Consider the following 20702-nt stretch of genomic DNA (forward strand, 5'->3'; position numbering starts at 1 on the left):
TTAGGTTAAAAATCAGGTTACTATAATTGTATTATATTGGTTTTAATTACATTTATCTGAATGCCCGAAGAATAATTACACTTTAATTTTTTACAGTTAAGTTGTTCCCCTCAAGTGTGTAATTTATTCCCATATACTTTATCATGGCAAGCATTTCAGAAAGATTTACATTTCTGGATATTCTTCCTTTATATAAAACAGGCGCGGGTTTGCCGGTATAAATAACGTTAATGCCATACCACCTGGCTACCTGCCGCATAATTGATGTGATATCAGTGTTATTGAAATCAAAAATCTCATTTTTCCATGCAACAGCTTCTTTTACATTCACATCTGCGGCAATTTTCATTTCATCGTTTTCATTTAACGATGCCTGATCGCCGGGCTTTAAAATGCCAACTGATCGCTTCCCATTTATTTTTACCGATCCTTCAAGCAAGGTAGTTTTAGCAAATGCCTCATCCGGATAATCATTTACATTAAAATGGGTTCCTAAAACGGTAATTTGGGTTCTGTTTGACTTTACGATAAATGGCTTTGCGTGATTCTTGGCTACCTCAAAATAAACCTCGCCGCTAATCTCCACCTGTCTTGTATTACCGCTAAAATTGGTCGGGAACCTCAGATAAGATACTGCGTTTAGCCATACTTTGGTCCCATCAGGCAACATCACCTTATACTGTCCGCCTTTAGGTGTGGTGATTGTATTAAATTTCGTATTACCCGAGGCAGAATCATCGCTATTGGCTTTATAAACAAGTAATCCTTCAGAAGTTTTAGATACGTTAACATTGCCTTGTTGGCTTAATAATCCTTTTTTCGCATTCTTCAGAATGATTTCAGAACCGTCAGCGAGTGTCAATACAGCATTATTTCCCCCGGGAGCAATATCATGAAATTGCACCTTCGCTATTTCAGGAGCAATTTTATGCCGGTTAGTGAGCACAGGGTAAAGTAAAACACCGATGATCAGTGTAACTGAAGCCGCTACAGCGATTTTAATCCATAAACTATACATTTTTCGCTCACTGTTTCGCTGCGTTCCGTCAATTTTTTCCTTTGGCTCCTGACTGTTGACGGAATCAATATTCAGATGTTCTATGTTATCGCTGTTGTTGATTTCGCTTGTAATTTGCGCGAATAGTTTCTCCTTAACAATATCTTTCTCATCATCGGGAAGTCCGACAAGGCCATCTGGTATATTGTCATATGACCTGAACCATTGATATACCTCCCTGATCTCATCAGGGGTGCAATTTCCAGACAGATATCTTTCAATCACATCAACTGAAATGTTTTTTTCCATGATAAAGATTTGTAAAAAATGTGTTACTCTTGGTTTATATAAGTGAAGTCAATTAAAATAGCTGTACCCCCTAAATAAATTTTAAAAAAATATTTTATTGTAAATAATTTAAAGTAGCGAGACAATTTGTTGTACATGAGGGCGTCAACAATGAATAATAAAATCATTGATTTTTAGCTTCCGTGAAATCGTTTTTACTGAAGACTGGTTAGCTAAACAAGAACATTTAGTGGTATAGATCCGAACTATTAGCTCAGCTAACCATGTCCCGCTTGGTTAGCTGAGATTACCTTCTCGCCTTGTGTTCTTAACATTTATTTAGAATGAGCGAGGCCCGATGTATTGGGACAAGGATAAAGTGATCAGTAAACCGGGGTTATAGATGATGCCTGAATACCAGAAGGGCAAACAGGAATGAATTTTTTAGATTTATACGGAGATAGCGAATGGCATTGGTGATATGGTTCTCTACTGTTTTTTCAGATATATTTAACACGTTGGCAATTTCCTTATTTGATTTATTACCCTTGCGGCTAAGCTCAAAAACCGAACGGCAACGTACCGGAAGCTTCTCCAGCTCTTTGTCAATAATACTCTGCAGATCATTTAAATGTACGATATCCTCGGTCGAGTTATCAAGTTGATCTTCAACTGCAATGTAAGATAACTGTAGATACTGATTTTTAAGGGCTTCCTTCTTTAGATGATTGATGATTAAATAACTTATCGATGAAAAAAGATATGCCCTTAAGGATTCGTCAATTTTAATAGTATTTCTGTTTTGCCAGAATTTAGTAAAAAAATTCTGTACAATTTCCTCGGAAGCCTCCTTACACCTGAGTCTTTTATTGGTAAAAACATACATTTTATACCAATATCTGTTATATATTTCTTCAAACGCTACAAGTTCGTCACTTTGGATTAAACCCGTAAGTTCTTCATCTGAATATTGGAGATGCGCTTTCATTTGGTGTTAGTCGCTTATTTGAAGCGTAGTTACGTTAAAATTGGTCTGTCGAATGTCAGTATTTAATTTTGATATTTAATAAACTTCTAAATTAAAATCTGAAATTGACCGGGAAAAAACCTGTTTATACCAACATTGAATCGGCTACAGATCAGCGTTATCAATAATAAGACTGACTGTCCGTAGTTTTACTACACATTTGGCCTTGGCGCTGATTATAATCGCGTCCTGACATGAAAGGTCCCTTGGTCCTATTATCCAAATATTTTTGCACTATTATGCTTTCGACCGAATGAAAGCAGGAACCAGAAAAAAATGTATGGAATACTATTTTTCTTACATCTTCGAAAAAAGCATCCGCTTCAGGGGATGCTTTTTATTAATTAACTATTAGCTGATTAAAGAACGAAATGAAGACTTTTTAACTAAAATAATTTATAACAATCCATCTAACTCATCTTTCCCTTTAAGCTTGCGCACGATGAGATAAATGACCATAATGCCGATGACAACCATTATAACTGTCACAGTATCATCAGCCTGATAATCATCATTTATCATAAACACTCAAACCGCTATCCAGGTATTTCAAATAGCTAAGCGGATCATAATCTGCCCCCCGGGGCGTTACTAAAGATTCCTGTGTATCCGGATCAAGCAGCACGTAAAACGGTTGTGAATTGGATACAAATTTTGAAGTTTGCAGATAGCTCCATTTATTGCCTATGGTTTGTATTTTTCTTCCTTCGGGTGTGGTGGTCTGTTCAGCTATAGCCAAATCTGTCTTATCGTCAACATATAATTGTATCAACACATAATCCCGGGTAATTCTTTGATATACCTGGTTGTCGGGCCACACATTAGCTTCCATTTTACGGCAGTTTACGCAGGCATGGCCTGTAAAGTCTATCATCACCGGTTTATGGACCTTTTTTGCATAAGCAAGGCCTTCATCATAATCAAAATAGGGATTAAAACCCTTCGGCTTATCAAACAGTTCGGCATATTTACGCGGCTGGGTATCTGTGGTACCATTGCTGTTACTTTGATTATTATTGCCCATGCCCGGATTAGATAAGTCGAAATCCTGTGTTGCCTGCGGCGGAAGAAAGGCGCTGATCGATTTGAGCGGGGCTCCCCATAACCCGGGTACCATATATATAGTGAACGCCAAAACAATAACAGCCAGAAAAAGCCGGGGCACCGAAATAAATTTCAGGTCACTATCATGGCTGAGTTTTAGTTTGCCCAACAAATAAAAACCCATCAGGGCAAAGATCACGATCCACAACACCAGGAATATTTCCCTGTCGAACCAGTGCCAGTGATAAGCCAGATCTACATTGCTCAGGAATTTAAAGGACAGCGCCAGTTCCAGAAAGCCCAATGTAACTTTCACACTGTTCAGCCACCCACCTGATTTGGGCAACGATTGAAGCCAGCTTGGGAACATGGCGAAAAGCACAAAGGGTATGGCCAGTGCCAGCGCAAAACCCAGCATACCAATAGCGGGGCCCAGTAAGGCCCCGGTAGTAGCGGCCTGAACCAGTAATGTACCAATAATGGGACCTGTGCAGCTAAAGGATACCAATGCCAATGTAGCCGCCATAAAAAACAACCCGGCCAGCCCCCCTTTATCTGAGTTCTGGTCCATTTTATTCACCCAACCCGAAGGCAAAGTAATTTCAAAAGCACCCAGAAAAGATGCGGCGAACGCAACAATTAACAGGAAGAAACCAAAGTTGAAGATCCCGTTGGTTGATAAATTATTTAAGGCATCGGCACCAAAAACGACAGTTACCAGGAGCCCCATGATCACATATATGGCTATTATACTGACACCATAAATAACTGCCTTACCCACCGGACTCCCCTTTTTATCGCCCGATTTGGTGAAATAGCTAACCGTTAACGGCAGCATGGGGAAAATGCAGGGCATTAACAGGGCAGCAAATCCACCTGCCAAACCAGCCAAAAATATGGCCCATAGGGTTTGTTTGCTCTGCTCTTTGGTAGTTTCTTTTAATGCGGCCTTTCGGCTTTTTTTGTCCACTGCTTTTTCCCTGCTGCCATCTTTTTTTGTCGTCCCGGTGGTTTTTGCAGCCGGGGACGGATTAATAGCGGTAAATTCTATACCTGAGGTTGAAGCAGTGTCTTGTGCTTTTACCACATTTTGGGCAGATACTATCCCTGTAATTAGTAAAATAAATAATATGATCCGCTTCATTAATCTTTATTTTTTTTGATCCTTATATTTGTTACAATTCCTGTAGATTCAAGTTCATCACGTAGTTTTTGTACCTGGTGAAGGTTATCAAGATGATATTGGAGCAACAGCCCTCCTGCATGGTGATAATTATCTGTTAACCGGTTAACAGCATACGGTGATAAAACCGCTGCTATTGCACGACAATCCAAACCCATTGCATTTACCTTTAGCAGTATTTCAACACCCATAAAAATGGGCATCTGGTAATAATGCTTTCGGCTTAACGGCATTAACCGGAAGTTTTACCACGCAATACAGTAGCAAGCCGGAAAAAATCAAGCAAAGACATAGCCTGAGGTATCCCCAAATCCGCATAATTCCATGAGTTTTACAGGTTTATTTTACAGGTATGCTAAAGTCTATATCATCCGGCGGCAAGCACTTCTGATCGTTACAGGTCATATATTCCAGCTTACCGCTAACGGTAACCTCCCTGGCCTTCAGCTTAATCTTTTGCTGAAAAATCACACTCTTTTCAAAAAAACCAACTTCCATTCCAAAAGCTTTTTCCATTCGAATAATAGGCTGTGGCTCAGTGGTTTTACCTACCATAGTAAAAGTATTTGATGGGGTAAAATCAATAGTGGTTTTCACCGGGCCGCCATCTTTAACAAACTGAGAGTATACGTGCCAGCCGGCATCAATAGTTGCTTTAATAAATACTACTGCCTCTGTTGCGCTGGTTTTCTTAGCGGCATAGCTCCACTTTACCGGTTGCAAAATTTGCGATTTGCTTTGCAGGGCAAACAAGATCAGCACGGTTATCATCGTTGTAATTTTTTTCATTTTATTTTTTCTTGATTAATTATTGAATAACGGGTTCATTCAGGCGGGATATGGGCTGATACCCGGTAAAATCCGTATTTGTTGAGATGTATCCCTGTTTAATGGGTTCTTCTTTTACCAGATCGGTACTGAGGTACTTTTTATTGCTGTCACATAGCAGCGTAACCACGACCGCGTCCACTCCCAACTGTTCCTTTAATTTAATGGCGCCGATAACATTGGCCCCTGACGATATGCCTACCGCTAATCCCAATTGTTTAGATAGCTTCTGCGCCATAATAATAGCATCACCATCACTGGCCTGCAAGACCTCGTCCATGGTGTCCAGCTTTACAATTGCCGGTATAAACTCATCGGAAATTCCCTGTATGCGATGGCTGCCTACCTTGTGCCCGGTTGTTAACGTTGGCGACTCAGCGGGTTCAAGGGGATGGATCTTCACTTCGGGATTCATCAATTTCAGGTATTTGCCGGTTCCCATTACGGTTCCGCCTGTACCTACCCCGGCCACAAATGCATCGGGCTTATGGCCCAGGCCGGCGAGTTGCTCCCATATTTCGGGCCCGGTAGTCATTTCGTGCGCTTCGGCATTGTAAAGGTTTTCAAATTGCCTGGGTAAAAAAACGCCACCATCAGTTGCTAATTCCTTACTTAATTTGATACTGCCTAAAAAACCGCCTTGTTCTTTACTGATCAATAACACTTCGGCTCCCATGCTTTTGATAATATCAATCCGCTCTTTACTTAGCCAATTGGGCATAATTATTTTTACATCGTGACCCAACGCCCTTCCTATTGCTGCAAAGGCTATACCCGTATTGCCGCTGGTGGCCTCAATAATGATATCGCCAGATGATATATTTCCATTTTTGTAAGCCTTGTATAAAATATACAGCGCCATCCTGTCCTTTACACTGCCTGTAAGGTTATAATGTTCGCATTTTACATAGATTTCTCCAGGCTTGCTCTTGTAGGTATACTGTAATTTTAACATCGGCGTGTTACCCACCAGATACCATAAGTCCTGAAACTTCTTTTCCATATTTATTGTTAAATCCAATACTGCTATCCTGCCCGTCATACTTTAATTTTATTGGTTAAATTTCAGCATATCCTATAATAGTAACAATCATTCTTAAAAAATCCGTAAATTTTATGGATAATTACACTTATAGTTTGCTTATTTTCAGCTTTTAAAACTATTAGTCCCTATTATTGTATTTTTTTTCAACAGCCCACCTTTTAAACTTTTATAAATGAACGATTTAGACGCAACAGATCTTGAAATTTTAAAGCTTTTACAGCAAAATGCTTCATTAACCAATAAGGAGATATCTTACAAGCTGCATAAATCAATTGCCACTATTCATGAAAGGATCAGGCGATTGAAAGACCAGGGTTACATTAAGCGCATTGTAGCTATTCTTGACAGCAAAAAGATCAACAGAAATCTGATTGCCTTTAGCCATGTACTTTTAAACGACCATACCGCCAATACGCTAAATAATTTTGAAGCGGAAGTTGCCAAGTTCCCTGAAGTAATGGAATGTTTCCAGATGACCGGGACCTTTGACTTTATCCTGCGTATAGCTACAAGTGACATGGAGGCTTACCATCATTTTTACAGGAACAAGCTGGCAACCCTACCCAATATTACTACCGTGCAAAGTTTCTTTGTTTTGTCTGAAACCAAGAGCGATACGGCATATCCATTATAAATTTTACTATTTAATAAACAGGCAACACTATAAGGATGTTGCCTGTTTGATGAGTTCACTTATCTGAAAGTTGATAGTGATTTATATTACCGGCTTGTGTTACATCAATAGCCGAAAATCTCTTCTAATGTTAATTTTTTAACATCCCCATACTGTTTTAATATTTCAGGGGTGATCTTCTTTTCCGAACCCAGAACACAGTAGACGTAAGGCTTATCTTTCAGATTATCATCATGAAATTTTTGAATATCGGCGAAATTAATCTTGTCGGCCATTTCAAATACCTGTTTTCGATAATCATAATCTAATCCCAGTTTTTGTGCAGCGAGGTAATTGTAAATAATGCCATCCTGGGTGATCCGTTCTGTTGCAATATCCTGCTTAATACCTTGCCGGGCATTTTGTAACAGCGTGTTATTTTCAGGCATGTCATTTAACAGCTCATTCATACCGTGTATGGCATCATTCATTTTATCGGCCTGCGTACCTACATAAGCTATCTCTGAATACCTGCCGTCCTTTTTATCTGGCGATACGTATTGCGCAAAGGTTGAATAAGCCAATGCTTTTGATTCCCTGATAGTTTGAAATACAATAGAGCCCATACCCGCACCAAAATAAGTATTAAACACATTAATGGTAGTGGTATTATCCGGGTTATAGTTACTTGTGTTACGTACCCAGTATACTTCTGATTGTACCATGTCATAATCGACAAATAATACCTGGTTACTGCTTTGGCTGGTTTTATCAAATACCCTGGCAACCGGGGTCACTGCAAACTGAGCCGGCATTGTATGCAGTTTACCAAGTGTAGTTGCTAAGGACGTGATTGCTGCCGGTCCGTAATAAAGCACGGTGTGTTTATAGTTCATGAAGTTGTGCAGCATTGTGGTAAGCTGCTCTGCAGTCACACTGTTCAACTCCGCTTTACTCAATTGGTAATTGTACGGGTTATTGGGGCCATACATGGCATACTGTATCAGCCCGCGCATGATAGTTGCCTTGTTAAGCTTGTTATTTTCTCTTGCTTTTTCAATACGGCCCTTAAAGGCGGTAAATGCTCCTTCGTCAGCTTTGCAGTTAGCTAGCAGATTTTCAAATAACGATACCGCGTTATCAAAATTTTCCCGTAAACCGGTAATAGTTACTGTGGTTAGATCGGTACCTACGGCTATATTGTAGTTGCAGGCAATGTTATAAAATGCCTTAATGATGGCTTCGGCAGATGTTTTATCAGTGCCTAAAAACTGAAGGTATTGTGCGGCAAGGGGCAGCGTTTTGTTATTCCAGCTACCCATGTCAAAACGGTAAGACAGGGTAAAGAGCGTCTGAGAAACTTTAAACCTTTGCTCCTGCTGGACGACAAAAAGATATAAAGTTATCATTTCCTGATCTGTAAATTCAGGGTTATCATTATTCGTGTATCTTTGATATAAGTATTGGAGTTCTTCGTCGTGTAACTTGCAGATATGCAAATAGATAGCGATTAGTTTGAGTGCTTTAGCCTGGGAATCATTCTTAAAGTTCGATGTGGCAATCTCCTTTAAGATACTGATTTTCAAGGCTTAAAACAAGTAGAACCGAAACTAAATTCCTTGTAATCAAGCATTTACCTCATAAAGTTTTCAACACATTTCGACCCTTGATTCGCATTACTTATTAATCTTTCCGATTATAAAGGCAGGTATGTTTTACTCGATTTTTTACTACCTGGCGCGGCCCCTGCGAAGCTTCCTTTCCGGCCATGCAAATGGCGGTAGATAAATACCGGGGGAAAAGCAGCTACGGCAACGAAAGATGCAGGTGATTATATAACGGGAAAGAAATATAGCTTTCAGGTGCTGATGGATCTGAAAGATCCGGAAACCGAAGAAAATAAAGTAGTAAGCGGCTATAAGGTATTGGTATTCCTGCAAAATTTGTGATTGATGCCAATGTTAATATCCGCTTTAAATTAACCGGTTTTGATGGCTGTATCTAAGCCGCTGTTGATGAAACAAACCTTATTTGTAAAGATAAACCTATCTCATCTAATTGTTTTTACACAATTTCCTCCAGGTCTCTTTTTAGGCCCGGAATTCCCGTCGCTTTTTAATCTCACCCGAAATGGCGGGCACCTTCCCCTGCGGCTGAATAGCCCAAAACATAGCAAAAAGCCATATAGCAAACCCATCAACCACTTGGTTCCGCCGCGAAGAGGGCAATAAACAAACTCTTATTCAGCTATTTTCTCAGCATAAAACCTTCCAACACCAAGATATCCATACCCGTTTGTATAAAACACGTTAGAGCTTCCTGGGGTGTATTTACTATCGGCTCGTCCATACGATTAAAGGAGGTATTCACCAGGCATGAGCAACTGGTTAACTTGTAAAAAGCCTGAAGCAGATTGTAAAAACCTGGATTTTGCTTTGAATTTACGGTTTGTAATCGAGCAGTATAGTCGATATGGGTTACAGCCGTAATCACTGATTTACTGTCTTTTAATCTGTCAAAGCCCTTTAATACAGCCTTATTTTCCTGACTTAATATCCGATGTTTGGGTCTAACGCTCGTTACCAGCAACATATACGGACTCTTAGCCACCAACTCAAAATACTCAGCAGCATGCTCTTCTAACGAAGCCGCGGCAAAGGGGCGAAATGATTCCCTGAATTTAATTTTCTGGTTTAAAATGCTTTGCATATCTGCATTCCTTGGATCTGCCAGAATACTGCGTGCTCCTAGAGCCCTTGGGCCAAACTCCATACGTCCCCTAAAGTAACCCACCACCTTTCCGTCGGCCAAGCAGGCGGCTATTTTATTGTTAAGATTTTCTGTTGATAGCTCTTCAAAATTGATCCCGTTCTCTATTAAACATTTCCTGATTTCATCGCTTGTAAATGACGGCCCCAACAGCGAATTTTGCATTTTATCTCCCATTTCAATTTCCTTTCGCGCATCTCCCGAGTACCCATAGTATACCGCGTATGCTGCTCCCAGAGCCCCGCCGGCATCTCCCGCGGCTGGTTGGATCCAAATGTGTTTAAAACCGGACTGTTTCAATATTTTTCCGTTAGCTACGCAGTTTAGCGCCACGCCGCCCGCCATGCATAAATTATCGATTTGATATTCGCGGTAGAGGGCTGAGGTCAGGGTGATCATGATTTTTTCAGCAGCTGCCTGGATGGAACTGGCTACGTCCATGTGGAACTGGCTGATCTCTGCTCCGGTTCGTCGGGGCGGCTGGCCAAACAATTGGTTAAACCGTGATGAAATCATCGTGAGGCCGGTACAATAGTTAAAGTAGCGCATGTTGAGGCTAAAGGAACCGTCATCTCTCAAATCTATCAGGTGCTTAAAAATCAGATCTGTATACAATGGTTCGCCATATGGTGCCAGGCCCATCACTTTATATTCGTCGCAATTGACTTTGAAACCAAGATAGTAGGTAAAGGCCGAATATAACAAGCCAATGGAATGCGGAAAGTTGATCTCCTTTACCTGTTCAATCCGGTGGTTGGTGCCAATAGCTACCGAGGTGGTTGTCCACTCCCCTACGCCGTCGGCTGTTAATATTACCGCTTTGGTAAATGGTGAGGGATAAAAGGCCGAGGCTGCGTGCGACTGGTGATGCGTGGTAAAAAGTAGTTTATTTGTATTAGGGTTCCAGGTGTTATCTATCTGTTTTAACTGCTTAATCAGGTTTTTCTTTAAAAACAGCTTATCCTTTAGCCATATGGGCATGGCTTTTATAAAAGAAAGAAAGCCAGCGGGGGCAAAAGCCAGGTAGGTTTCTATTAGTCTTTCGAATTTCAGGAATGGCTTTTCATAAAAAACAACATGATCTACCTGGCTGAGTGTGATTTTGGCTTCCTTGAGGCAGTAAAGGATGGAATTTAGCGGAAAGCTTTCATCATTCTTTTTACGGGTAAAGCGTTCCTCCTGCACCGCGGCTACAATGTGATCATTTTTTAATAAGCAGGCTGCGCTATCATGAAAATATGCCGAGATTCCGAGCGTGTACATACCCGGCTTAAAAAATGCTATAGATAAAAGGGGCCAGTACCGATCCCTGGGCCAGAAACAAAAACAGGCTCAGGATAAACAGAAAAATAAACAAAGGCCAAAGCCACAGTCGTTTCCGTGACCATAGGAATATCAAAAACTCACGTATAATTTCCATAACATCTATTTAAAATTGCTGCTCCAGCGTGCTGTTTTCCGTGGGCTTTGTGGGTTTCCAATACGTACCATCCGCCTTTATTTTCAGTTCAAGCCCTTGTTTGCCCAGCAACCTCATAATAAGTCCGATAGGTGTTATCACTAAAAAGAACACCAGGAACAAAATAATGCCAGTATTGATCATCCCCAAAACATCGCCGATTTTAGTCCACAATATCCTAAGGGGATTTAACAATAATGGTACTGTTAAAGCGATAAGCACAAGCAATGCTCCCACAATAGCAAGCACGAAAGAAAAATGATGACACACAAGCTGCTTATATATTGAAATAAAGAGGCAAGCAGCACCTGTTATCAACCCAAATTTTCGATTTAGCGCTTTCTGTTCCATTAGTTATATTTTAACGCGGCTTCATCTGCCCCAATGGCGTGGTAATTTGCCGCTATCCTGCCATAGGCTACCTTATCCACCGTTTGCGCTGTTGCCTTCTTTAGCCTGATGATATCTAAAACCATGGCCCTCATATTGCTCAGCCCCGCGTATGCCGGGTTTTGTTTTAAAGCCATGTCAATATACGGTATGGCATTGGCGGGCAAATCGCTTTTTAAATATACCAGGTAAATATTTTGAATATTAGTAAACGATGGCGCCAATTCATAAGCCTTTTTAAAGTAGTAAACTGCGCTGGCCGTATCACCTAATTCAAAACTTAAACGACCGGCAAAAACCGGGTAAGTGGTGTTTTGAGGCTTTTCAAGCATCACTGCCTCAACGGCCTTAAGCGCCGTTTTTTTATCATTGGCCTGCATGCTGTATTTAAAAAGCTGGTTCATGGCATCAAGCCAGCTGATGCGGTTTACTGATAATGCCCCCGCAAGCTGTTCCTCCATACTGATGCCGCGTTTAAACCCGGCGGGGATCGGTTTATTAAAAGGCCAGCCGGCCTGCAACATCATTATCGTATAAGCACCGTAAAGCGAATCAACTTTGGTCACCGGCATTTTATCAATCAAGTTGGCAAAGCTCATTTCTTTTTCTGCATAAGCCTTTATCAGGTTTGATTCTCTGATCGACTGATAAAAAGCTTCAGAAAGCAAGGCATAACCGTATAAATTAGGATGCACATGCTCCAGCAAAGTTTCGCTCCCCAAAATACCGTGGGGCGAATGTTGTTCAAAAACCTCAAGCGCGTTAACCAAATGAACATTACTGTATTTTTTGGCAAGGCCGATGATTGCCCGGTTCATGGCCTCGGGTGCCCTGAAACGTAACTGATCGAGCTCCTTTGCTTTAATATACTGTTGTTTGGCGACTGCATAATTGCCCTTTTGATAAGACGCCGTTGCCAGCGCGAACTGATTATCGGCAGAAACTGCTGATTTAACCGGTCCACTGATAAACGGTTTCAGATCTTTTTGATTGCTCACCAGTGTACTTAAAAAAACAGGCACCTTTTGCTGCTGCATAAAATTGCACAGCTCATCCATGTTGTTTTTAAACTGATCTATCCCGGCTTTGTACGCGTCAGACTGATAGCCTATTTCCTGCTGCCGGGCCATACGCTCCATCAGGTTATTACGCTGGTCAATATCCGCAGATGCCGGCTTAAAACTGCTCATTGTGTTATTTATAAGCTGTACTAAACGCAGTTCTTTTAGCGCAAGAACTGTTTTTACCAGCAAACGGTTATTGGCGATGTGACTGGTTGACCCTATCCCCAAAGCCCCGTAATATTCGTTATGTCCGGTGTATACCAACACCGCGTCGGGCTGGTATTTTACCACCTGCTTGCCAAAATCAAGCACGGTATAAGAGTTTACTGCCGTAAGCGAAACATTAATAACCTCAAACTGCAGCCCAGGGTAAGTATGCATCAGGCGGTATTGCAGCCAGCGGTGAAACGAACCATTATGCAGGTAAGGATAACCCGCCGTAGTCGATTCGCCCAACACAAAAATTCGGAAGGAATTTTTGGCTTTAACAACTTTAAAAGGTTCTATACCGCCTTTGGTCGCATTAGCCGTATCTGTAAAATACCGTTCAGACGCATATTTATTAATCACCCAATAATCAGGGTTATCCGGATAACGGATAAACAGGCTGGTATTATGTCCGTAATTAAACAAGCGTAAAAAAAGCTCGGCAAAAACTAAAATAACCAGGGGCAGGCAAAAAGCAACAGCCCTAAACCATTTTAATTTTTTGCCAGATAGCTTCCCGTTCTTCATTACTTACCGCTGTTTACTTCTGGGAACCAAACTGTCATTTCGCCCTTGCCCCTATTAGCCCATGAGTAATATGGGATGGCGGTAAGCTCCACCTTTTTAGCGCCCGCACCGTTAATGCCTTTACTCAACACCTCTCCTTTTAAAACAGTTACACCGTTCAATAAGCCGGCTTCAGTTACCGGTTTAAAAGTGGCATCAACCGGAATCACGATACTGCTTACATTTACCTTATTATCGGGCCACTCAGCACAATATATGATTGGGCCACGCTGTAAGGCTGTTTTGCCACGATCCTCGGCAAGGGCTTTATTAGCAACGACTTTTTTTACCTGCATAGGCAAATCCATTTGAATATTATCGCCTCTCTTCCATTGCCTGCTTATAACAGCATAACCGTTTTCAATGGTATAGCTTAATGGTTTGCCATTTAGTTTTATGCCGATGCGGACAGCAGCTTTATGCTGAAACGAATACAGATCGGATGGAATAGCTTCGGCCCTTGCCCAACCCGGTAACCTTACACGCAGGGTAAAAGTAGCGGGTGCCTCTGGCGATACCTCAAATGCAAGCCCGCCATTCCATGGGTAATTGTTACGCTGTACTATGTTTACCTTTTTGCCCTCAACCTCAAGCGCGGCAGTACCTGCTATAAACAGGTTAACAAACACATCCTTATCTTTTTGGGCATAAATGTAGCCCGATAGCGATGGCAGGAAACGTGCCATATTGGTTGGGCAGCAGGAACATTCAAACCAACCCGAACGGCCAGCCTCTAAAGCCGGGTGCGTGAATCCGTTGGTTACCTGCATGGCATTGGTGTAAAAAAATGATTGCCCATCAAGCCCAACACCCGATATGAGGCCATTGTATAACACTTTTTCCATTACATCAATGTATTTAGCCTGACCATGCAGCAAGAACATGCGCTGGTTCCAGTATACATCACCAATGGCTGCACATGTTTCATTATAAGCCGTGGCGTTGGGCAGCTCGTAGTCTGCCCCAAAACGCTCACCGCCCGGTACGGCCCCAATTCCGCCCTGAACATAAATTTTCTTGCTCACCATGTTATTCCAGATCTTATCAATAGCAGTAAGGTATTCCTTATCGCCTGTTAAAGCGGCTACATCGGCCATACCCGAGTACAGGTACATGGCCCGCACGGCGTGGCCTTCGGCATCGCCCTGGTCAATAACCGGCAGGTTATCCTGCCAGTACATCCCGTTTTTCCATTCGTCGGTACTGGTTTTATCATAGGCGCGACGACCGCGTTCGTCAATAAAAAACTTAGCGAGGCTTAGGTATTCCGTTTTCCCGGTAATTCGGTACAGGCGTACCAGGCCCATTTCTACAATTTCATGCCCCGGAGCTACATGCCTTTTACCTGGCCCGAATGTTTTAACCAACAAATCGGCATTACGCAAAGCGATATCCAAAAAGTTGCGTTTATTAGTAGCCAGGTAATGCGCGGCGGCAGCCTCAAACATGTGGCCCGAGTTGTATAGCTCATGGCTTAGCTCATTCTCTTTAACCCAACGTTCGGTGCCCGACCAAGCGTGCGGGTGTAATGGATCGATGGTACGGGCTGTATATAAATAACCATCTGGCTCCTGGGCTTTACCTACTATCGTGATCAGCGAATCGACATATGCGTCCAGTCTTGTATCGGAATGAACGGCCATGGAATAGGATGCGCCTTCAATAGTTTTGTAAATATCGGTATCGTCAAAAGGGAACTTGGTACAAAACTTACCGCTCCTGGCAGCTGCCATTTCAAAATTTCTTACCCGGCCGGTGTTTTCACAACGCGCAAATGATGCCGGTATAGTTACCGTGCGGTTGGTTTCAATGCGTGGCGACCAAAAATGATCATCGAGCTTTACATTGGTAAATGGTACCGGTTTAATAGGATAATCTTTGTTTTGTGCGTATGCCACCCGGCAATAAAACGATAAAACAATTAGTATTCTCTTCATTTGCTTGCATATAAAAGCTAAAAGCGTAATGCAGAAAGCTTAAAGCTATTTAATTAACTATCAGTATTTTTTGAATAAACTAATAAACTTCATATGAAAGGCACAGGATATAAGCTACCCCTGTGCCTTTGATAATTTATTAATAACCTGTATTTTGTTTAAGGTTGTTGTTTTTAACAACTTCCTGCCGTGGTAGCGGCAGCAAAGCGCGGTAATCGCCGTTTGGCGAGTGCGACAGCCATGATTTTTTGGTGTAAACGCCAAAACGTATCAAATCCTGCCTGCGGCGGCCTTCGGTATTAAACTCCCAGGCCAGCTCGTCTAAAAACCTGCCATATTGAATATCGGCGCCACCTTCGTGCGTGGTGTTAAGGTGATTTCTCAGCCCATAATCATATGAGCTTCCCTTTTGCAAATCAGCACCGGTAACAGTAGCTTTTGCAGGGTTAGCTGTAAAATTACGCTGCCTTACCTGGGTAACTAACAAAGCCGCGCCGTTGGCATCCCCAGATCTGAGCATACTTTCTGCCTTCATCATCAACACATCGGCATAACGGAACAGCGGGAAGTCATTACTTAACCCCAGCAAAGCGCCTTGTTTGTACTCAAATTTACCAAGCCTGAAACCGTGTACCTCTTCGGTGGAATCTACACCAGGCACCACGTTAATGTAGTTAAGCGGTTTGCCGGTATAAGCCCCCAGTGAGCCGTTGATAGGCACACCGGCCAGGGTGTATTGCTGCCCCTGGATCCAATTGCTTTTTAACCTGCTGTCATCGGGATCAAACGTGTTGATAAATTGCGGTATAGCACAAATACCACCCCACGGCGAGTATTGAAAGTTATAGGTAGCCTGGTTTTCGGGCTCGAGGCTTTCCATATGTAAAGCAAAAGCGTTGGCACCATCAGCAGTAAACTTTTCGTCAAAAGGGATAGCGAAAATGATCTCTTTTGAGTTTTGATTTTCGGTGGCAAAAACCGAGCTCTGGCTTGCTTCCAAACCAAAACCAACACCTGAGTTGATAATGGCATTGCACTCGGTAATACATTTATCCCATGCGGCAGTGCCGGTATAAACACCTGCATTAAGGTACACTTTAGCCAACAATGCATGCGCGGCCCATTGGTTAAACTTACCATAGGTTGTTTGATCGTTAGCCTTGCTTAACAAAGGCAAATTGGTGGTAATTTCTGACACGATAAAATTATAAACCTCCTGCCTGCTGCTCTGTGTTGGTAAAAACCCTGTAGGTAAATCAAACTTAGTGATGATAGGTACACTGCCAAAAAAATCACAAAGCGGATAGTAGAACGATGCACGTAAAACCTTCAATTCGGCCAGGGCGGCGTCTTTTCCTGTGGTAATAGGGATAAGGCCATTTTCTATCTGGTAAATAACCCGGTTGCAGGTTGTGATACCAGCATAGGCGTTGTTCCATATCTGGTAGCAGTTATCCTCATCAGATGTCCATTTATGTTCATGCACCCGGCGATAGATACCACCATCCACCCAACCGTTAGGGCGTTCGGGAATTACGAGCTCATCTGCCGAAATTTCGTTTGTTCTGAAAACAGAATTGGCGCTACGGCCCAGCTCCAGCGGACGCCAATAGGTATACCCTGCGCCAAGTAATGAAGCCAGATCTTCGGTACCGGGTGTAAAATTGCTGGCAACTATAGTGGAGTAATCCTTATCTTTTAATTTGGTGCAGGAAAATGTAATAGCAACAGCAGTTAAAACGACCGCGCTGCTTAAAATATAATGTATCTTTTTCATGATGTTAATGATTAAAAGTTTGCACTTAAGCCCAATGTAAATGTGCGCGTGGTTGGATACTTGTCGCGGTTATCGTTACCGGGGGCTAACCCGCTGCGGCTAACTTCCGGGTCAATACCCTTGTAGCCGGTTATTACAAATGTGTTAAGCGTAGATACATAAATGCGTGGCGCGTGGATATACTTTGATTTTAAACTATTGAAAGTATAACCCAGGTTGATGTTATCAATTTTCCAGAAATCGCCATTTTCAATATAATAGCTGTTAAACTCAAGCGGCATTGTTTTATTAAGCACTGCGGTACCAAACACTTTATCATTAGCCGATTTTAGGCGGTTATAATATTGAATAGATGTGTTTTCATAATACATGCGCTGAAAGTTTAGGATCTGGTAGCCAAAAGCACCGCGCATGGTTACACTAAAATCCCAATCTTTATAGCGGATAGTGTTGTTCCAGCCGGCGTAGTATTTAGGCAGGCCGTTACCCAGTACCCTTTTGTCTTCAAACGAATGGGTAAAATCTTTATAGGCCACTGCCTTACCATCTTTATCCTCATATATCCACTGCCCGTCTGGCGATACACCGGTAACTTTAAAGCCATAAAAATCGCCTATGTTTTTACCAACGGTAACAATATTTGTAAAGGTTTGAATCGGCTCGCCGGTTCCACCTGTTGTAAAGTAATTACTGGTGGTTTTATACGTTTCGTTTGATAGGCTGATGAGTTTGTTGGTATTGGTTGAAAAGTTAAAGCTGGTTGTCCATTGAAAATCTGCCTTACGTATGGGGGTGATGTTTAATAAAACCTCGATACCTTTATTTTGCATGGTGCCTACGTTTGCCCTGGTAGACGGATATAAATTTGGCGGGCTTGGCACAGCGTAATCGTATAATAAACCTTTTATTTTACGGTTGTACAGATCAACAGAGCCGGTGATCATCCCTTTAAGCAAACTATAATCCAGGCCCAGGTCGGTTTCATGTTTTTCTTCCCAACGCAGGTTTGGGTTTGGGTTTTGCGACGGACCAAGCGTTTGTACCCATTGCCCGTTTGATAACACGTAGTTGCCATAACCTAACAAACCCACACCTAAAAAGCCTTGTGCCGGCTGGTTACCGGTAACACCATAACCTGCGCGCAGCTTCAAATCATCAAAAATTTGCTGCCCCTGCATGAATGATTCTTTGGTGATCCTCCAACCTACCTGTACAGCCGGAAAAGTACCCCAGGGTTCTTTGGCCCCATAAAGCTGGCTGGCGGCCTCGCGGCGTACACTGGCCAACAACAGGTACCTGTCTTTATAATTATAAGTAGCGCGGCCAAAAAAGCTGATCAGGTTAGTTTCTGAGCGTGAACTGCTTTCAACACCCAGCCCCTTTGCAGCAGCACGACCTAAGCCAATGTTGTTATAGCTGAATATATCGGTAGGAAAATCGTGGTTTTGCTCAAAGAACGAAAATGTATCATTGTCCTGGTAGCTATAGCCGCCTAAAACCGAAAAGTTATGATCGCCAATTGTTTTTTTATACTCGGCAGTTAACTCTAACAAGCGATCTATCGACTGTAAAGAACCTACAGCAGCGTAACCATTGAGGTGATCACGGATGTTGGAAATGTTCTCCTTATTTTCTGAATAGCCCGCGGTTTGGTTAAAGCGTATGTATGAACCTAATGCCGATAGCTTAAGGCCATCAAACGGCGTAAGGGTAATGGTTGAGTTATATTTTGATGTTGTGTTTGATGTTTTCCCGTCGCTGTTGTAAATCATCGATACCGGGTTTTGGTAATTGAAAATGCTTGGTTGCTCAAAATAAGTACCATCGGCATTTTTAATAGGCGAGGTGGGATTTTGCAGTATAGCCTGGCGATAGGTATAGCCGTTAAAGGTGCCGCCATCCTGGGTTTGGGTAAATGCGTTATCCTGCTGCAATAAACCAAAATTGATCTTCAATTTGTCATTAAACATGTAATGATTGATATCAACCCGGCCGGAGAAGGTACGGTTATCTGATTTAAGGAAAATACCGTTCAATGACCGGTAATTAACCGAAGCCAAATAATTGGTTTTGCTGTTGCCGCCCCTTAAAGTAAGCGTATGTACGGTAGTTACCGGCAGGTTGTTGGATATCGCTTTAAGCCAATCTGTCGAGCTGCCCAAATCATATGATTTATCCCTGGTACCGGCCGCTATCTGAGCGCGGTAATCGGCCGCGGTAAATAGTTTAGGTTCGCGGGCAAGGGTTTGGGTACTTACGTAGCCGCTATAATCAACCGCGTTGGTAAAGTTGCTGCTGGCGCGTTTGGTGGAGATAATGATAACGCCATTGGTACCACGCACACCGTAAATGGCCGCTGCCGATCCATCTTTCAGCACATCAATGGTTTCAATATCTTCTGGTACAACCGTTTTTAAGCTTCCGGGTACGCCATCAACTAACACCAAAGGATCGGAGTTGGCGCCCAATAATGTGGTGTTACCTCTTAGCAGGATCGCCGAGCCTGATGTAGGATCGCCGCTTGGGGCAGATACCGAAAGACCGGCCACCTTACCCTGTAATAGCTGGCCGGCATCTAACACCGGGCCTTTTACAAAGTTTTCGGCTTTAACAGTAGCTACAGAACTGGTAACATCTCCTTTACGCTGGCTACCGTAACCAATAACAATAACCTCATTAAGCGAGCTTGGCGATGCCACCAGGCGCACATTGATTACAGTACGGCCACCGGCAGGTATTTCCTGCGAACTAAAGCCGATAAAAGAAAAGATAAGGATGGCTTTTTCGGTTTCGGCATCCGGAATATTGAGGGTGTATTTACCGGTAGCGTCGGTTTGGGTGCCCATACTGGTTCCTTTTATAGTTACGGTAACGCCGGGTAAAGGCTGGTCATGATCATCGGTTACTTTACCCGTTATGGTTTTGGCAACTGCCAGTGTTGTATTTTCGGCCTCATCGGCATTTACGACATCAGGTTGTTTTGCTACGGCTTTCGCCTTTGCCAAAACTATCTGGTCGCCAATAATATCAAATGTAATACCCCTGGGCGTTAACAGCTTGCCAAGTATAGCACCCAGCTTTTCCTGTTTGGCATCTATTGAAAGGCCTAACTCGTTTTCCACAAGGTTTTTACGGTATACAAACTTCAGGCTGGTTACTTTTTCCAGCTGTTGTATAGCGTTGGTAAGGCTTGTATTTTGAATATTATAATCAACCCGCTTATCAAGCAGGCCCTGCCCTTTGCTGGCGTTCGCAAATGAAATACCAGTAAACACAAGGATGATTATAATTTGACTAAAAGTGATCCTCATAATTTTACACCAGTCAAAGTGGTTTTGTAAATAAATCTTCATACATTTAAGTGTTTCTTTTTTAAAAAATTGAGACATAGGATTCCCGGTTCACCTTTTTAGGCGTTGTACACCGGGGGTTTAAAATTATAGGGGTGTCTCCAGCACTCCTATAATTTTTTTCAGGAAATTGGGGTGGGTTTAAGTAATAATTCTT

General features: G+C 42.4%; 15 protein-coding genes. 1 reads left to right on the plus strand and 14 read right to left on the minus strand.

Annotation, left to right across the window (positions count from 1 at the left end; all coding sequences use genetic code 11):
• Positions 1–82 precede the first annotated feature (82 nt).
• The 6 genes from ACFGVS_RS08110 to ACFGVS_RS08135 form a co-directional block, all read right to left on the minus strand.
• The gene (locus ACFGVS_RS08110) at positions 83–1306 is read right to left on the minus strand and encodes a FecR family protein (protein WP_439698206.1); all 1224 of its coding nucleotides are present in this window, start codon (positions 1304–1306) and stop codon (positions 83–85) included.
• Between the two features lie 376 nt (positions 1307–1682).
• Positions 1683–2273, minus strand: coding sequence for an RNA polymerase sigma-70 factor (locus ACFGVS_RS08115; protein ID WP_439698207.1), 591 nt, complete (start codon positions 2271–2273; stop codon positions 1683–1685).
• A gap of 550 nt (positions 2274–2823) precedes the next feature.
• Positions 2824–4500 carry a protein-disulfide reductase DsbD family protein gene (locus ACFGVS_RS08120; RefSeq protein ID WP_439698208.1) on the minus strand — a complete coding sequence of 559 codons (1677 nt, stop codon included), beginning with the start codon at positions 4498–4500 and terminating at the stop codon, positions 2824–2826.
• Positions 4500–4772, minus strand: coding sequence for a hypothetical protein (locus ACFGVS_RS08125; protein ID WP_439698209.1), 273 nt, complete (start codon positions 4770–4772; stop codon positions 4500–4502). The genes ACFGVS_RS08120 and ACFGVS_RS08125 overlap by 1 nt, the downstream gene beginning before the upstream one ends.
• A gap of 106 nt (positions 4773–4878) precedes the next feature.
• Positions 4879–5328, minus strand: a complete 450-nt coding sequence (locus ACFGVS_RS08130; protein ID WP_439698210.1) for a protein-disulfide reductase DsbD domain-containing protein — start codon at positions 5326–5328, stop codon at positions 4879–4881.
• Between the two features lie 19 nt (positions 5329–5347).
• Positions 5348–6370 carry a PLP-dependent cysteine synthase family protein gene (locus ACFGVS_RS08135; protein ID WP_439698211.1) on the minus strand — a complete coding sequence of 341 codons (1023 nt, stop codon included), beginning with the start codon at positions 6368–6370 and terminating at the stop codon, positions 5348–5350.
• A gap of 214 nt (positions 6371–6584) precedes the next feature.
• Between ACFGVS_RS08135 and ACFGVS_RS08140 the strand changes: the two genes are divergently transcribed.
• Positions 6585–7046, plus strand: coding sequence for an Lrp/AsnC family transcriptional regulator (locus ACFGVS_RS08140; protein ID WP_090646507.1), 462 nt, complete (start codon positions 6585–6587; stop codon positions 7044–7046).
• A 104-nt stretch (positions 7047–7150) separates the two neighbouring features.
• Here ACFGVS_RS08140 and ACFGVS_RS08145 read toward each other — a convergent pair whose 3' ends face one another.
• The 8 genes from ACFGVS_RS08145 to ACFGVS_RS08180 form a co-directional block, all read right to left on the minus strand.
• Complete coding sequence (locus tag ACFGVS_RS08145) at positions 7151–8611, minus strand: M16 family metallopeptidase (RefSeq protein WP_439698212.1); 1461 nt, start codon at positions 8609–8611, stop codon at positions 7151–7153.
• Positions 8612–9272: 661 nt separating this feature from the next.
• Positions 9273–11057, minus strand: a complete 1785-nt coding sequence (locus ACFGVS_RS08150; protein ID WP_439698213.1) for a carbamoyltransferase family protein — start codon at positions 11055–11057, stop codon at positions 9273–9275.
• A 7-nt stretch (positions 11058–11064) separates the two neighbouring features.
• Positions 11065–11214 (minus strand): DUF5989 family protein, encoded by a 150-nt coding sequence (locus ACFGVS_RS08155; protein ID WP_439698214.1) that lies wholly within the window; start codon positions 11212–11214, stop codon positions 11065–11067.
• A gap of 9 nt (positions 11215–11223) precedes the next feature.
• Complete coding sequence (locus ACFGVS_RS08160) at positions 11224–11604, minus strand: SxtJ family membrane protein (RefSeq protein WP_439698215.1); 381 nt, start codon at positions 11602–11604, stop codon at positions 11224–11226.
• On the minus strand, positions 11604–13442 hold the full coding sequence (locus tag ACFGVS_RS08165) for a GDSL-type esterase/lipase family protein (protein ID WP_439698216.1): 1839 nt from the start codon (positions 13440–13442) through the stop codon (positions 11604–11606). Before ACFGVS_RS08165 ends, ACFGVS_RS08160 begins: the two co-directional genes overlap by 1 nt.
• A complete protein-coding gene (locus ACFGVS_RS08170; RefSeq protein ID WP_439698217.1) occupies positions 13442–15418 on the minus strand; it encodes a glycoside hydrolase family 127 protein in 1977 nt (658 codons plus the stop codon). The genes ACFGVS_RS08165 and ACFGVS_RS08170 overlap by 1 nt, the downstream gene beginning before the upstream one ends.
• Before the next feature lie 139 nt (positions 15419–15557).
• Complete coding sequence (locus tag ACFGVS_RS08175) at positions 15558–17195, minus strand: RagB/SusD family nutrient uptake outer membrane protein (protein ID WP_439698218.1); 1638 nt, start codon at positions 17193–17195, stop codon at positions 15558–15560.
• 11 nt (positions 17196–17206) lie between these two features.
• Positions 17207–20548, minus strand: a complete 3342-nt coding sequence (locus tag ACFGVS_RS08180; RefSeq protein ID WP_439698219.1) for a SusC/RagA family TonB-linked outer membrane protein — start codon at positions 20546–20548, stop codon at positions 17207–17209.
• Between the last annotated feature and the right edge of the window lie 154 nt (positions 20549–20702).

This window comes from Mucilaginibacter sediminis, from assembly GCF_051903035.1.
In the GTDB taxonomy this organism is placed as follows: Bacteria; Bacteroidota; Bacteroidia; order Sphingobacteriales; family Sphingobacteriaceae; genus Mucilaginibacter.